Origin of the sequence: Pengzhenrongella phosphoraccumulans (assembly GCF_045689905.1) — a bacterium.
GTDB lineage: Bacteria > Actinomycetota > Actinomycetes > Actinomycetales > Cellulomonadaceae > Pengzhenrongella > Pengzhenrongella phosphoraccumulans.
In genome coordinates, this window is sequence record NZ_CP144210.1 from 1820459 (window position 1) to 1835372 (window position 14914).

The 14914-nt window shown below is 72.8% G+C and carries 10 protein-coding genes and 1 riboswitch; of the genes, 5 read left to right on the forward strand and 5 right to left on the reverse strand.

Going from position 1 to position 14914, the window contains the following annotated elements; all coding sequences use genetic code 11:
- The first annotated feature begins 43 nt into the window (after window positions 1-43).
- From VTA80_RS08440 to VTA80_RS08450, 3 genes are all read left to right on the forward strand, one after another.
- Complete coding sequence (locus VTA80_RS08440) at window positions 44-5017, forward strand: DUF3418 domain-containing protein (RefSeq protein ID WP_407344942.1); 4974 nt, start codon at window positions 44-46, stop codon at window positions 5015-5017.
- 206 nt (window positions 5018-5223) lie between these two features.
- Window positions 5224-5463, forward strand: a complete 240-nt coding sequence (locus VTA80_RS08445) for a hypothetical protein (RefSeq protein WP_407344943.1) — start codon at window positions 5224-5226, stop codon at window positions 5461-5463.
- Window positions 5464-5575: 112 nt separating this feature from the next.
- Complete coding sequence (locus VTA80_RS08450) at window positions 5576-6184, forward strand: DNA-3-methyladenine glycosylase I (RefSeq protein WP_407344944.1); 609 nt, start codon at window positions 5576-5578, stop codon at window positions 6182-6184.
- On the opposite strand, the gene VTA80_RS08455 is transcribed toward VTA80_RS08450, so the two are convergent.
- Window positions 6144-8453 carry a heavy metal translocating P-type ATPase gene (locus VTA80_RS08455; RefSeq protein WP_407344945.1) on the reverse strand — a complete coding sequence of 770 codons (2310 nt, stop codon included), beginning with the start codon at window positions 8451-8453 and terminating at the stop codon, window positions 6144-6146. The two genes, VTA80_RS08450 and VTA80_RS08455, sit on opposite strands and share 41 nt — an antisense overlap.
- Window positions 8454-8617: 164 nt before the next feature.
- Window positions 8618-8710: riboswitch (SAM riboswitch) on the forward strand.
- Window positions 8711-8714: 4 nt separating this feature from the next.
- Between VTA80_RS08455 and VTA80_RS08460 the strand changes: the two genes are divergently transcribed.
- Together VTA80_RS08460 and metE are read left to right on the forward strand one after the other, a co-directional pair.
- Window positions 8715-9764, forward strand: a complete 1050-nt coding sequence (locus tag VTA80_RS08460; protein WP_407344946.1) for a methylenetetrahydrofolate reductase — start codon at window positions 8715-8717, stop codon at window positions 9762-9764.
- A gap of 11 nt (window positions 9765-9775) precedes the next feature.
- Window positions 9776-12136 carry a 5-methyltetrahydropteroyltriglutamate--homocysteine S-methyltransferase gene (gene metE / locus VTA80_RS08465; RefSeq protein ID WP_407344947.1) on the forward strand — a complete coding sequence of 787 codons (2361 nt, stop codon included), beginning with the start codon at window positions 9776-9778 and terminating at the stop codon, window positions 12134-12136.
- A gap of 96 nt (window positions 12137-12232) precedes the next feature.
- Here metE and VTA80_RS08470 read toward each other — a convergent pair whose 3' ends face one another.
- The 4 genes from VTA80_RS08470 to gcvT form a co-directional block, all read right to left on the reverse strand.
- Complete coding sequence (locus tag VTA80_RS08470) at window positions 12233-12673, reverse strand: (deoxy)nucleoside triphosphate pyrophosphohydrolase (protein ID WP_407344948.1); 441 nt, start codon at window positions 12671-12673, stop codon at window positions 12233-12235.
- A 166-nt stretch (window positions 12674-12839) separates the two neighbouring features.
- Window positions 12840-13109 carry a LuxR C-terminal-related transcriptional regulator gene (locus tag VTA80_RS08475; RefSeq protein ID WP_407344949.1) on the reverse strand — a complete coding sequence of 90 codons (270 nt, stop codon included), beginning with the start codon at window positions 13107-13109 and terminating at the stop codon, window positions 12840-12842.
- Between the two features lie 227 nt (window positions 13110-13336).
- Complete coding sequence (gcvH, locus tag VTA80_RS08480) at window positions 13337-13708, reverse strand: glycine cleavage system protein GcvH (RefSeq protein ID WP_407344950.1); 372 nt, start codon at window positions 13706-13708, stop codon at window positions 13337-13339.
- A gap of 60 nt (window positions 13709-13768) precedes the next feature.
- On the reverse strand, window positions 13769-14908 hold the full coding sequence (gene gcvT / locus VTA80_RS08485) for a glycine cleavage system aminomethyltransferase GcvT (RefSeq protein ID WP_407344951.1): 1140 nt from the start codon (window positions 14906-14908) through the stop codon (window positions 13769-13771).
- Window positions 14909-14914 lie beyond the last annotated feature (6 nt).

The window sequence follows — 14914 nt, forward strand, 5'->3', positions numbered from 1 at the left end:
GGTTGGAAGGGGTAGCGGCTCCGGTCGGGGAGAATGGACGGTCGTGGAGCAGATCGCGGCGGGACCGGACGGTGGGCAGTCGACACCGCAGTCCGGCAACGGCTCCTCACCCTCCCGTGGCCGACGACGTCGCGGCGGGGCCTCGCGTGGCCGCGGCGGCCGAACCACGACGCCAGCCAAGGACGTGACCGGCGGGCCGCTGCCCACGACCGAGGGGCCGCCCGCCACCACCGACTCGGCGCCCTCTCTCACCGACCCGGCGCCTGCCACCACCGACTCGGCGCCCCCCACCACCGACCGGCCCGCGCGCAACGGCCGACCTGAGCGCACCAACCGACCTGAGCGCGCCGACCGGACCGCGCGGGCCAACCGGCCGCCGCGCAACCGTCGTCCGGGCTCCCACGAGACCCCGGCGGCGCTCGACGCCCGCCAGGCTCCCCGCGCGAGCCGCAAGGCGACGGTCCGACGCGCCGTCGTCGTCCCGCCGATCACGTACCCGCCCGACCTGCCGGTCTCGGCGCGCCGCGAGGACATCTCCGCGACGATCCGCGACCACCAGGTGGTGATCGTCTCGGGCGAGACCGGGTCCGGCAAGACGACCCAGCTGCCGAAGATCCTGCTCGAGCTCGGGCGGGGCCGCGCCGGCCAGATCGGCCACACCCAGCCCCGGCGGATCGCGGCGCGCACCGTCGCCGAGCGCATCAGCGAGGAGATCGGGACCCCGCTCGGCGAGATCGTCGGCTACCAGGTGCGGTTCACCGACACGTCGTCGGACGGCACGCTCGTGCGCGTCATGACCGACGGCATCCTGCTCGCGCAGATCCAGCGCGACCCGATGCTGCGCGCCTACGACACCCTGATCATCGACGAGGCGCACGAGCGATCGCTCAACATCGACTTCATCCTCGGGTACCTCACCCGGCTGCTGCCGCAGCGCCCGGACCTCAAGGTGATCATCACCTCGGCCACGATCGACTCGACGCGGTTCGCGGAGCACTTCGCCGGGCCCGACGGCGTGCCGGCCCCCGTCGTCGAGGTCACCGGACGCACCTACCCGGTCGAGCTCCGGTACCGCCCGCTGTCTCCCGACGAGCCCGACCCCGCCGACGTCGACCCGTCCGCGGGTGCGGGCGCGTCCGACCAGTCGCGCGGGAGGTCGCGCGCGGGCTCGGACCGACGGCACCCCGGCGCGAAGAAGGAGGCCGAGGACCGCGACCCGCTGACCGCGATCTGCGAGGCCGTCGACGAGCTGTGCGCCGAGGGTCCCGGCGACATCCTGGTGTTCTTCTCGGGCGAGCGGGAGATCCGCGACGCCGCCGACGCGCTCGCCGGGCACCTCGGCCCGCGGGTCGCCGACCAGCGCCGCACCGACGCGGTCGAGATCATCCCGCTGTACTCGCGGCTGTCGTCGGCCGAGCAGCACCGGGTCTTCGAGCGGCACACCACCCGCCGTCTCGTGCTCGCGACCAACGTCGCCGAGACCTCGCTGACCGTCCCCGGGATCCGCTACGTCATCGACCCCGGCACCGCCCGGATCTCTCGGTTCTCCAAGGCGACCAAGGTCCAGCGGCTGCCGATCGAGCCGATCTCGCAGGCCTCCGCCAACCAGCGCGCGGGTCGGTGCGGCCGCGTCGCGGACGGCATCGCGATCCGGCTGTATTCGGAAAGCGATTTCGACTCGCGCCCCGAGTTCACCGAGCCGGAGATCCTGCGCACCTCCCTCGCCGCTGTGATCCTGCAGATGGTCGCGGTCGGGGTCGCCTCCACGCCCGACGACGTCGCGCACTTCCCGTTCGTCGAGCCGCCCGACACCCGCTCGATCCGCGACGGCGTCCAGCTCCTCACCGAGCTCGGCGCCCTCGAGACGATCCCGACGACCGCCGGCGACCACCCCGACGGCACCCACCCGACCGCGTCGGACGCGCGGAAGGTCGGCGCGCAGCTGACCGACGTCGGCCGCGCCCTCGCGCAGCTGCCCATGGACCCGCGCCTGGGCCGGATGATCGTCGAGGGCGGCCGCCGCAGCGTCGCGCGCGAGGTCATGATCATCGCCGCCGCGCTGTCGATCCAGGACCCGCGCGAGCGCCCGCTGGAGCAGCGCCAGCAGGCCGACCAGCTGCACGCCCGGTTCGCCGACCCCACGTCGGACTTCCTCACGTACCTCAACCTCTGGGAGCACGTGAAGTACTCGCAGCGCGAGCTCGGGAGCTCGGCCTTCCGCCGCATGTGCAAGCACGAGCACCTCAACTACATGCGTCTGCGCGAGTGGCAGGACGTCGTCACCCAGCTGCGCGAGATGGCCAAGCCGCTCGGCATCCGCGTCGAGCCCGCCCGCCCGCGTCCCCTGCCCGACGGCGACCAGGCGCTCGCCGGGTCGGGCGGCCTGGCCGCGGACGGCGGTCACCCGGACGCGCTGCACACGTCCACGAGCGCCGCGAAGGGCGCGTCGGCCGGCGCCGGGACGAGCACGGCCGCAGTCAGCACCCCGCCCCGTCGTCGGACCGCGCCGGGCGCCGCCCAGACCCTCCTCGCGAGCGACACCGCCCCCGACGAGTCGAACCTCCGGCTCGAGTGGGACGCCGACCGCATCCACGTCTCGCTGCTGTCCGGGCTGCTCTCGCAGATCGGCATGCAGGAGGCCACCGAGGTCAAGGCCGCGCCCGCGCACCGCGCGAAGAAGTCGGCGTCGTCGGTCCGCAAGGGCGCCCGCAACGAGTACCTCGGCGCGCGCGGGGCGCGGTTCGCGATCTTCCCCGGCTCGCCGCTGTCGCGGAAGCCCCCGGCCTGGATCATGGTCGGCGAGCTCGTCGAGACCTCGCGGCTCTGGGGGCGCGACGCCGCCCGGATCCAGCCCGAGTGGGCCGAGGACCTCGCCGGCCACCTGGTCAAGCGCACCTACTCCGAGCCGGCCTGGTCGACCAAGCAGGGCGCGGCGATGGCGTCCGAGAAGGTGCTGCTCTACGGGGTGCCGATCGTCGCGCAGCGCCGCGTGCTCTTCTCCAAGGTCGACCCCGAGTACGCCCGCGAGCTGTTCATCCGGCACGCGCTGGTCGAGGGCGAGTGGACCACGCACCATGAGTTCTTCCACGCCAACCGCGCCCTGCTCGACCAGGCGGAGAGCCTCGAGCACCGTGCCCGGCGCCGTGACCTCGTGGTCGACGACGACGCGATGTATGCCTTCTACGACGAGCGCATCCCGGCCGACGTCGTCTCTGCGCGCCACTTCGACACGTGGTGGAAGACCGCCGGGCGCACCGAGCCGGACCTGCTCACCTTCACGCTCGCCATGCTCGTGCCGGACGCCGAGCTCGGCGCCGTCAGCGAGGCCGACTTCCCGTCGACCTGGCCCCAGGGCGACTTCGAGCTGCCCCTGACCTATCAGTTCGAGCCCGGCACCGACGCCGACGGCGTGACCGTGCACATCCCCGTCGTCGTGCTCAACCGCGTGCGGCCCGAGGGCTTCGACTGGATGGTCCCGGGGGTCCGCGAGGAGCTGGTCGTCGCGCTGATCCGCTCGCTCGCCAAGCCCGTGCGGGTCCAGCTGGTGCCCGCGCCCGACGTCGCCCGCGACGTCGTCGGCTGGATCGACGAACACCTGCCGTCGTGGATCGACACGGTCCGCGCCGGCGACATGGCCGGTTCCCTGCACGACGCCGTCGCCAGCGCGGTCCGCGCGCTGCGCGGGGTCGAGATCCCCGACGACGCGTGGGACGACGAGCGCCTGCCCGCGCACCTGCGGATGACGTTCCGCGTGCACGAGGAGCGCGCCGGCGAGAACCTCATGGTCGACGAGAGCAAGGATCTCGTCGCGCTCCAGCGGCGTCTCGCGGCCCACACGCAGGACGCGGTCCGCGTCGCGGTGCGCTCGGCCGTCCGGGACGCGGTGCGGGCCTCGAACAAAGCGTCCAAGCCCGTGCAGAAGGGCGACGGGTCGAAGCCGGGCCCGACGACGCCCGGCGGCCGGGTGGGCGCCGCGGCGTCGGCTGCCTCAACGTCGGCTGCCGCACCGTCGACCACGACGAACGCCACCGCATCATCCGGGACTGATTCTGGTGCGGCGCCCAGCCGGGCACCCACCCCGGCGCAACCGGCCGCGGCACCCGCGATCGCGGAGCGGCTCGGGCTCACCACGTGGCCGACCGACCTGACCGGCGGCGTGATCCCGCTCGTGGTGGAGACGCCCGTCGCCGGCATCGTCGTGCGCGGGTACCCCGCGCTGGTCGAGGAGCCGGGACCCGCCCGCGCGCTCCAGGTGGCCCTGCGCGTGCTCGCTGACCCGGCCCTGCAGGGCGCCGAGCACCGACGCGGCCTGCGACGGCTGCTCGTGCTCGAGACCGGGCTGGCGACCGCGCGGATCACGACGCGGTGGTCCGGCACCCAGGCGCTCACGCTCGCCGCGAGCCCGTACCGCAGCACCGACGCGCTCGTCGCGGACGTCCAGCTGGCCGCGGTCGACGCGCTGCTCGATGCGCGCCCGCCCGCCGCCGGCTCGGCGGTCCGGGACGCGGTGGCCTACGCCGCGCTGCGCGAGGCCGTCCGGCGCGACCTCGAGGACACGGTCTTCCGCCTCGTCGCCGACCTCGTCGCGGTCCTCACCGCCGCGCGCGAGCTCGACGGCGCGATCCGCAGCGCCACGAGCCTGGCGCTGCTCAACACGCTCCAGGACATCCGGGACCAGGCCGCCGCGCTCGTGCACGACGGCTTCGTGACCGAGACCGGTGCCGCCCGGCTGCCGCACCTCGTGCGGTATCTCAAGGCCGCGCGCCACCGCCTGTCCAAGGCGGCCGACGACCCGCACCGCGACGCCGAGACCGCCTGGCGCATCCGCGAGCTCGAGGACGCGTACGCGGACGCCCGCGCGCGAGCCGCGCGCTCGGCCCCGGACGCGGCCCGGGCAGCCGCTCTCGCAGAGGTGCGCTGGATGCTCGAGGAGCTCCGGGTCAGCCTGTTCGCGCAGCAGCTGGGCACGCCCGGGCCCATCTCGGAGAAGCGGATCCGCACGGTCCTCGCGGGCTGACCCGGCGATGTGAGCCGACGGCCTGACCTGTGACAGCCACGTGTCACAGAGCTCGCTGACTGTGACAGCGGTTCTCACCCTGCTGCCGAACGGCGGACCCCTGACGGGTGAACCTGCTTCTCCTCCACCACCGCCACCTGCGTCGATGCTGTGACGGGTCGCGAGGTCATAGACAGTCACCACAGGCATGACTGATAGTCATATGCATGACGACAGACCTGTACGGCACCCTCGCGGTACTCGCCGCGGTAGGAAGCGTTCCCGACGCAGACACCCTCGCAGCCGTGGCCGCAGGTCTCTCCGGCGTCCCCATCGACCCGTGGGCCGAGTGGTACGGGATCCCGACGCAGCACCCGGCACCGGCCGAGTCGCTGCTGGTCTCCGCCCGGGCGTCCTCGTCCGGCCTGGCCCTCGCCCTGCTCCCCCGGCGTCAGAGCTGGTCCTGACGCATCCGGCCGCGCGGCCGCCCGACCCCAGGCGGGTCGATCGCTGTGCTCCGCCTCCGCTCCGTCGTCTGCGGCGGTCATGGCGTGGACGCGATGAGGGAGAGTGACTCCCATGACCACAGCTGACCCCCGCTGCTTCGGTGACGGCGATCCCCTCTACGAGGCGTACCACGACGACGAGTGGGGCCACCAGGTGCGCGGCGAGCGCGAGCTGTTCGAGCGCGTGACCCTCGAGGCGTTCCAGTCGGGCCTCTCCTGGATCACGGTGCTACGCAAACGCCCGGCGTTCCGCGCGGCGTTCGCCGACTTCGACCCGCGCACCGTCGCGGCCTTCGGCCAGGACGACGTCGACCGCCTGCTCGCCGACGCCGGCATCGTGCGGAACCGCGCCAAGATCACCGCCACCGTCGCGAACGCCCGAGCCGTCGTCGCGCTCTGGGACCAGGGCCGGACGCTGTCCGAGCTCATCTGGTCGCACGCCCCGGCGGGTGCGGGGACAGGCAGGGAACGGCCCGCGACCTGGACCGACGTACCGACCCAGACCGACGAGTCCCGCGCCCTGGCCCGCGAGCTCAAGGCGGTGGGCTTCCGGTTCGTCGGCCCGACCACGGCCTACGCCACCATGCAGGCGTGCGGCCTGGTCGACGACCACCTGGCGACCTGCCCGGTGGTCCTCGGGGCTACTTCGACGCGCTCGCCGGCCGGCTCGGCACCAGGCTGAACGCGCCTTCTTCCTCCTGCGCGTTGTGCAGCCGCAGCACGGCGTACAGCCCGTAGAGCAACCGGCGCAGCTCGATGACGTCCTCGGGCTGGACGGTGTCGGCATCGAGCCCGAGGAGCAACCTCCGCAGCTTGCTCACCTGGTGCTCGATCTCTGCGTGCGTACGGCTCATCGCGGCGGTCGCGTCGGTTCCCCCGAGCGCCCGACCCACGAGCGGCACGAGCAGCTCCTCGTCGGCGCGTTCGTGCGGGAGCAGCTCACCCTCGAGCCGGTCCAGCAGCGTGCGGACGGGCACCAGATCGCAGTCATGGGTCGACAACGCGTCGGCCACCGACCGGATCTGCTCGATCACCGGCAGCACCGCGTCGTGCTCGGCGCGCAGCTTCAAGGCCGTCGCGATGTCCGCGGGCGGCATGACGATCGAGTGGACCTTGCCGGGCAGCACGGCCCGCAGGGCGATGCCGATCGCCATCACGTCGATGACCTCCTGCAGGATCGCCCCGGCGGCCGGCGGGAGCAGCCCGACCGACGCCACGACCATCGCGACGACCGACAGGCCCATCCCGATGAGCACGGCCTGCAACGCGATCCGCTTCGAGCGCCGGGAGATGAGGATCGCGTCGGCGAGGGCGTCGATGCGGTCGACCGTGAGGACGACGTCGGCCGCCTCGGACGACGCGGTCGCCCCCCGCGAGGCGAGCGCGACCCCGACGCCGGCCGCCGCGAGCGCGGGCGCGTCGTTGATCCCGTCGCCGACCATGATCGTGGCGCCGCGGGTGGACTCGTGCTCGATGGCGAGCAGCTTGTCCGCGGGGTCGCAGTCGGCCAGGACCGAGTCGACGCCGACGATGCGTCCGACCATGTCGGCGATGTCGGCACGGTCACCGGTGACCAGCACGACCCGCGAGATCCCGGCCTCGCGCAGCGCGCGGACCATCCGGGGCGCGTCGGGGCGGATCGCGTCCTCGAGCAGGAACGCGCCCGCCGGCTCGCCGTCCACGGCGACGAAGACGGTGAGCGAGCCCTCGAGGTCGGCGCGCCGACGCACCTGGCGGACCCACGGCGGGGTGGTGTCACCGACGATCCAGGAGGCCTTGCCGAGCTTCACCTGATGCGTACCGACGGTCCCCTGCAGCCCGTAGCCGTGGACCTCCTCGACGTCCTCCGGCATCTCGAGCGTGAGCCCGCGCCGGGTGCCCCCCGTCACGATGGCGCTCGCCAGGACGTGCGCGGAGACCTGGTCGAGCGAGGCCGCGAGCCGCAGCACCTCGTCGGCATCCATCCGGTCGCTCGCGGTCACGACGTCGGCCAGGACGGGGTGGCCCTGGGTGAGCGTGCCGGTCTTGTCGAAGAGCATCACCTGACCGCCCGCCAGGCGCTCGAGCGCTCCACCGCCCTTGATCACGACCCCGATGCTGGCGGCACGCGACAGCCCGGACATGATCGCGATCGGTGCGGCGAGCAGCAGCGGGCACGGGGTGGCCACGACGAGCACGGCCACGGCCCGGACGGCATCGCCGCTCAGGGCCCAGGCGGCGCCCGCGAGGACGAGCGTGAACGGGACGAACAGCACGGCGAACCGGTCGGCGGCACGCACGAACGGCGCGGAGGACGCCTGTGCCTGCTCGACCATGCGCACGACGCCGGCGTAGGTCGACTCGGCGGCCACCGCGGTCGCGACGAAGTCGATCGGCGGACCGGAGTTGACCACCCCGCTGCGAAGGTCGTCGCCGGCGAGCCGCTCGACCGGCAGCGGTTCCCCGGTGAGGGCGGACTCGTCCAGGGTGGCGGTCGTGAGGAGCCGGCCGTCGACCGGCACGATCTGGCCGGTACCGACCAGCAGCTGGTCGCCCACGACCACCTCGTCCACGCCGACCTCGACGACGGCGCCCTCGACGCGACGGCGGGCGGTGCGCGGTGCGCGCTCGGCCAGGAGGCTGAGCTCGCGGCGGGCCCGCGCCGCAGCGCGCGCCTCGAGCAGCTGGCCGCTCGCCAGCATGACCGTGATCATCGCGCCCGCGAACGGCTCGTTCACGACGATGGCGCCACCCAGCGCGAGCACGGCGATGATGTCGACGCTGGGCTGGCGCCGGCGGATCGCTGCCGCGGTCCACCAGACGGAGAAGACGAGCCCGAGCACCGTGCCGGCGATCCACGCCGCGCTGGCCCACGTGTCCGCGGAGAGCAGCCAGGCCAGGCCCCCGATCAGCAGCAGGGCCGTCGAGGTCGCGAACAGGAGCATTTCCTTGTTCTCACGCAATCGCGTCATCGGCCCATTGTCAGCCCGCAGGCCCCGTGCAGCGCGAGACGAAAGGCCCGCCTCACCTGCGCCGACAGGTGGCCCACCCGCGCGTACATGCTCGCAGAGTGAGACTGGCGTCTCACCAGTCGATCGATCTCTGTTGCGTGGACGTCTGTCGGTCTATGCTCCCAACACCATCCAGAGCGGCTGAGAGACCTGGCTCGATGACGCCGCAGCAACCCCCCTGCAAAGGGTGTGGGTGCTTCCGCCAGGACCGATGGAGTTGACATGCCGATCGACCACCCAGGTGACCGCCCGAGCCCGCCCGAGCCGTACCCCGCTGATTCGGGTGCCCCCGCGCGCGCCGCGACCGACCGGCCGACCGTCTCGTTCGAGCTCTTCCCGCCCCGCTCCCCGAAGTCGTTCGGGGCCCTCACGACGACGATTCAGGCGCTGGCCGCCGCGCGACCGGACTTCATCTCGGTCACCTACGGCGCGTCGGGCTCCACCCGGCAGACCACCCGCGAGCTCGTGCGACACCTGCTGGCACACACGTCCGTCCTCCCGATCGCCCATCTGACCTGCGTCGGCGTCTCGCGCGCGGACGTCGTCGCGGTGATCGAGGAGTTCCTCGACGAGGGCGTGCGGAACTTCCTCGCGCTGCGCGGTGACCCGCCGAAGGATCGACCGAACTTCGAGCCGCCACTGGGAGAGCTGGTTCGCGCGAGCGAGCTCGTCGAGCTGCTGCGCGAGGTCGAGGCGGCGCGCTGCGTCACCTCGGCGAGCCAGGCGCTGCGTGGCGCCGCCCACAAGCTGAGCGTCGCGGTCGCCGCGTTCCCGGCCGGGAACCCCAGCGCCGGCAGCTCGCGCGAGCAAGACCTGCGCGCGCTGCTCGCCAAGCAGGAGGCCGGCGCCGACTTCGCCATCACCCAGGTGTTCTTCGAGGCGCGCAGCTACCTCAACCTGATCCGCGATGCGCGCGCGATCGGGATCACGATCCCGATCGTGGCCGGCGTCATCCCGACCACCGACCCCGCGCGGCTCATCCGCCTCGAGCAGCTCACCGGGGTGCAGGTCCCGACCGAGCTGCTGGCGAACCTGGCGGCGGCCGACGACCCGGCCGAGCGCCACCGCGTCGGCATCCGGGCCAGCGTCGCGCTGGCCAACGAGGTGCTCGACGGCGGCGCTCCCGGCCTGCACATCTACACGTTCAACCAGCACGAAGCCGCACTTGACCTGCTCGAGGGTGTACACCTCGGCGGGGGAGCCCCGATGGCTCCGAACCCGGCCATTGAGCCGCGGGTCACGGCACCCCACCCGAACTACCTCACGATCTAGGGGTCGACGACATGACTGCAGCTCCCACGTCCCACGCGCCGGGCTTCCCCGGCGGCACCGTCCTCGGGTACCCCCGCGTCGGCCCGCGCCGCGAGCTCAAGAAGGCGATCGAGTCGTTCTGGGCAGGCAAGACTACCGCGGACGACGTCGAGCAGGCGGCCGCCGCGCTGCGCAGCCGCACGCGCACGCGCCTGATCGAGCTCGGCCTCGACCCGACCGACGCCTCGATCCCGTCCAACTTCTCGTTCTACGACCAGGTGCTCGACGCTGCCGTGGTGGTCGGGGCCGTCCCGGCGCGGTTCGCGCACCTCGTGGACCCGGCCACCGGTCGCCTCGACCTCGCGGGCTACTCGACGATCGCGCGCGGCGCGGGCGACGACCTGCCGGCCGAGATGACGAAGTGGTTCGACACGAACTATCACTACCTCGTGCCCGAGATCGGCCCGGACACCGTCTTCCGGTTCGCGGACGACCGACCCGTGCGTGAGTTCGCCGAGGGCCTGGCCGAGGGCGTGCTGACACGTCCCGTCCTGGTCGGTCCGGTGACGTTCCTGCTCCTGGCGAAGGCGGCCGACGGCGCCCCCGAGGGCTTCGCGCCGATCGACCGGCTCGCGGACCTCCTGCCCGTGTACGTCGAGCTGCTCACCGCGCTCGCCGCGGCCGGCGCGACCTGGGTGCAGCTCGACGAGCCCGCGCTGGTGTCCGACTCGATCGACGTCACCCCCGAGCGAGCCATCGCCGCCCTCGTCGAGGCGTACACCGTGCTCGCCGGCGACCTTGCCCGGCCGACCCGGCCCGCGATCCTCGTCGCCGCCCCGTACGGAGACCTCGGTGCGGCCCTGCCGGCGCTGGCCGCGACGGCTGTCGACGGCATCGCGCTCGACCTGGTCCGCGGCACGCTGCCGGCCGGTCCGGTCGCGGGGCTCGAGTCGAAGGCTCTGGTCGCCGGCGTCATCGACGGCCACAACATCTGGCGCGCCGACCTGTCCGCCGCGCTGGACCGGCTCGACGCGGTCGGCACCCTGGGCGCCGCGACCGTCTCGGTCGGCACCTCGACCTCGCTGCTGCACGTGCCGCACGACGTCGACGACGAGCCCGCGCTCGACCCCACCCTGCGTGAGTGGCTGGCCTTCGCCGATCAGAAGGTCGGTGAGGTCGCGACCCTCGCCGTCGGGCTGGACGAGGGCCGCGCCGCCATCGCCGACCACCTCGCCGCGTCCACCGCCGCGCTGGCCAACCGCAGCACCGCACCCGGCGTCGTGCGTCCGGAGGTCCGTGCCCGCCTGGCCGGCCTGACCAGCGAGGCGTTCCACCGCGGGGACTACGCCGCACGCAAGGCCGCGCAGGCCGCCCGGCTGCACCTGCCTCCTCTGCCGACCACGACCATCGGGTCCTTCCCGCAGACCCCCGAGATCCGCAAGTCGCGCGCCGCGCACGCCAAGGGCGAGCTGAGCACCGAGCAGTACGAGGCCGAGATGCGCGCCGAGATCCAGCGCGTCGTCACGCTCCAGGAGCAGATCGGTCTGGACGTGCTGGTGCACGGCGAGCCCGAGCGCAACGACATGGTGCAGTACTTCGCCGAGAACCTCGACGGGTTCGCGGCCACGCAGAACGGGTGGGTGCAGTCGTACGGCTCGCGCTGCGTGCGGCCGCCGATCCTGTGGGGCGACGTCGCGCGCCCGGCCCCCATCACCGTGGCGTGGTCGACCTACACCGCGTCGCTCACCACCAAGCCGGTCAAGGGCATGCTCACCGGGCCGGTCACGATCCTGGCCTGGTCGTTCGTCCGCAACGACCAGCCGCTCGGCGACACGGCCAACCAGGTCGCGCTCGCCCTGCGCGACGAGATCGCGGACCTCGAGGCGGCCGGGATCCCGATCGTCCAGGTCGACGAGCCCGCGCTGCGCGAGCTCCTCCCCCTGCGCGCGGCCGACCAGAGCGCCTACCTCGACTGGTCGGTGGCCTCGTTCCGGCTGGCGACGTCGGGCGTGCGCGCGGACACCCAGATCCACACCCACCTGTGCTACTCCGAGTTCGGCGAGATCATCGGCGCGATCGACGGCCTCGATGCCGACGTCACGAGCATCGAGGCGGCCCGGTCGAAGATGGAGATCCTCGAGCCGATCGCCGAGGTCGGCTACCCGCGCGGCATCGGCCCGGGGGTGTGGGACATCCACTCCCCGCGCGTGCCCAGCGAGGCCGAGGTGACCGAGCTGCTCGGCGCCGCGGTCGGTTCGATCGACGCCCACGAGCTGTGGGTCAACCCGGACTGCGGACTCAAGACCCGCCGCTACCAGGAAGTCACCCCGAGCCTGGAGCACATGGTGGCCGCCACCAAGACGGTCCGGGCCACGCTCCACCCCACCGCCTGACAGCCACACTCTGCGGGCCAAGCCACAGGACCGCCCGCCCAGCTGAGACTGGGCGGGCGGTCCTTGCCCTGTCTCCAGGTGGCCGACGGCGGCCTCTCAGCTCGCGCCGGTCGGCCTCGTGGCGGCCTCGAGCGCGGCGACGATGGGGAGGTCCGCATCCAGCCACGGGACGCAACGCCACCCACCCCGGGGGAGCCAGCGCAGCTCGTCGTGCTCGACCAGCGGCTCCGGGTGACCTGAGGTGACCGTGGCCAGCCACAACCGCAGGACGTACGGCCCGTTGAGCGGCCAGACGCCGTCGGCCGGACCGGGCAGCTCGATCCCGAGGTGGACCTCGACGCCGAGCTCCTCGAGCAGCTCGCGGTGCAGCGCGTCGAGCGGAGCCTCCCCCGGCTCGACCTTCCCGCCCGGGAACTCCCAGCGACCGGCGAGCTGAGCGGGGATGCGCCGTCGGGCAGCAAGAAGGTGCCGCGGTGAGGCGAGGTCATCGACGATCGCGGCGGCGACGACGAGCACCGGCGGTCGCACGGAGGTCATGCCCGAGAGTGTGCCAGCGCGCCGGACCTGCCCGAGCATGACCGTGGCCCGCCAAGGTCGACCGACCCGCCGTCAAGGGTCAGCCGTACCTCGACGAGCCACGGGGCGCGGGGGTATGAGGGGCGGGTCGGCGTCGTGCCAGACCCGCCGGTTGTGCAGGGTGAGGTCAGCGGAGCCCAGCGGACGTCGCCCAAGCGACCGCATCAGCACGAGTCGAGACGCCGATCTTGCGATACAGGCTGCGGACCTGCGACTTGACCGTGTTGCGCGTGACGAAGAGCTTGGACGCGATCTCCTCGAGGGTCACATCTTCCGAGAGGTTGCCCAGGACGACGAGCTCGCGCCGGGTCAGCGGCTCGAGAACGGTCGCCACCGGGGAGGCGGTCGGGACAGGCGCGACAGGCTCGGGGAGCCTGACCAGTTCGAGTGTGCTCATGATGCCCTCCGGATGCTCACGGGTGCTTCGACGTCCTGCTCGAAAACTCCGCTGTGACCTAACACCTTGAGAGATGCCGAGGGCTGGAGGGTATGACGCGGATTTCACCCGCAGTCTCGGCGGCAGCCTTCCAACGTCGGGAGGAATTCGGGGCATTGTGAACGTTTGCGCAGGTCACAGAGCGAGCCGTAGCCATCGATGCTCGCCGATGAGATCACCCGAACAGGCTAGCCCGCAACCAGAGCCTCGTACTCGGCCGCTGAGATGAGGTCGCCGGTCGCGCTCACGGTCGCCTGCACGAGCCAGCCCATGCCGTACGGGTCGGAGTTGACCAGCGCAGGGTCGTCGATCGCCGCCTGGTTGACCTCCGTCACCGTCCCCGACACCGGGGAGTACAGCTCGGAGACGGACTTCGTCGACTCGATCTCGCCGCAGACGGCACCCGCCACGATCTGAGAGCCGACGGCCGGAAGCTCGAGGTAGACGATGTCGCCGAGCGCCTCGGAGGCGGTGTCGGTGATGCCGAACGTCACGGGGTCGCCGGCGGCCAGCCACTCGTGCTCGGCGGTGTAAAGCCGGTCTTCGGGAAAGGTGCTCATGGGGTTCTCCTCAGGTCGGGGATGCGAGTGGCTGCGATGCGAGTGGCTGCGGGCGCGGGGCTATTGCGCACGACGGTAGAACGGCAGGGCCACCACGCGCACGGGCTCGGCGCGCCCGCGCACGTCGACCGCGAGCTCGGTGCCCACCGCACTGACCTCGGGAGTCACGTAGGCCATCGCGATCGGGTAGCCGAGCGTGGGGGACGGCGCACCCGACGTCACGTGCCCGACGACGACGTCGGCCGCCTCCGCCGACCGCAGCACCGAGTAGCCGTGACGGGCGGCGCGCCGTCCCAGACCCTGCAGGCCCACCAGCACCCGGGACGGCGCCGAGTGCTTGCGCGCGTAGAGCGGTCCGCGACCGACGAAGTCGAGCGGTGCGCCGTCGGCGTCGGTCTTGTCGAGCTTGACCACGCGGCCCAGGCCGGCGTCGTACGGCGTGGTGGTGCGGTCCAGCTCGTTGCCGTACAGCGGCATCCCGGCCTCGAGGCGCAGGCTGTCGCGGGCCGAGAGCCCGGCCGGCACGAGGCCGAACGGCTCGCCGGCGCTGGTCAGGGCCGCCCACAGCGCGACGGCCTGCTCGGCCGGCACGAACAGCTCGAAGCCGTCCTCGCCGGTGTACCCGGTGCGGGCGACCAGCGCGGGGATCCCCGCGACCGTCGCGGGCAGGCCGGTGTAGTACTTCAGCTCGGCGACTGCGGTGGCGTCCTGCGGCGCGGTGACGGCCGTGACGATCTCCTGAGCGCGCGGCCCCTGCACGGCGATCAGCGCGGTCTGGGCCGACTCGTCGGTGACCGTCGCGTCGAACGCGGTGCACCGCTGCTCGAGCTCGGCCAGCACGACGTCGTGGTTGGACGCGTTCGCGACGACGAGGTACTCGTCGTCGGCCGTGCGATAGACGACCAGGTCGTCGACGACGGCGCCGTCGGCCGCGCAGATCATCGTGTAGCGGGCCTTGCCGACCGACACCGCGGAGAGGTTGCCGACCAGCGCGTAGTCCAGCGCGGTGGCAGCCTGCGGACCCGACACCCGGATCTCGCCCATGTGGGACAGGTCGAAGATCCCGGCGGCCGCCCGCACGGCGACGTGCTCGGCGAGGTCGGACGTGTACCGCAGCGGCATGCTCCAGCCGGCGAACGGCACCATCACGCCCCCGAGCGCGACATGCACGGAATCCAACGGACTAAGAATCTCAGCCATCACATC

Excerpts from the sequence above, each read along its gene's own strand:
- VTA80_RS08445 (WP_407344943.1), top strand. The coding sequence starts at position 5,224 with ATGACGACAGACCTGTACGGCACCCTCGCGGTACTCGCCGCGGTAGGA.
- VTA80_RS08450 (WP_407344944.1), top strand. The coding sequence starts at position 5,576 with ATGACCACAGCTGACCCCCGCTGCTTCGGTGACGGCGATCCCCTCTAC.
- VTA80_RS08455 (WP_407344945.1), bottom strand. The coding sequence starts at position 8,453 with ATGACGCGATTGCGTGAGAACAAGGAAATGCTCCTGTTCGCGACCTCG.
- VTA80_RS08460 (WP_407344946.1), top strand. The coding sequence starts at position 8,715 with ATGCCGATCGACCACCCAGGTGACCGCCCGAGCCCGCCCGAGCCGTAC.
- metE (WP_407344947.1), top strand. The coding sequence starts at position 9,776 with ATGACTGCAGCTCCCACGTCCCACGCGCCGGGCTTCCCCGGCGGCACC.
- VTA80_RS08470 (WP_407344948.1), bottom strand. The coding sequence starts at position 12,673 with ATGACCTCCGTGCGACCGCCGGTGCTCGTCGTCGCCGCCGCGATCGTC.
- VTA80_RS08475 (WP_407344949.1), bottom strand. The coding sequence starts at position 13,109 with ATGAGCACACTCGAACTGGTCAGGCTCCCCGAGCCTGTCGCGCCTGTC.
- gcvH (WP_407344950.1), bottom strand. The coding sequence starts at position 13,708 with ATGAGCACCTTTCCCGAAGACCGGCTTTACACCGCCGAGCACGAGTGG.
- gcvT (WP_407344951.1), bottom strand. The coding sequence starts at position 14,908 with ATGGCTGAGATTCTTAGTCCGTTGGATTCCGTGCATGTCGCGCTCGGG.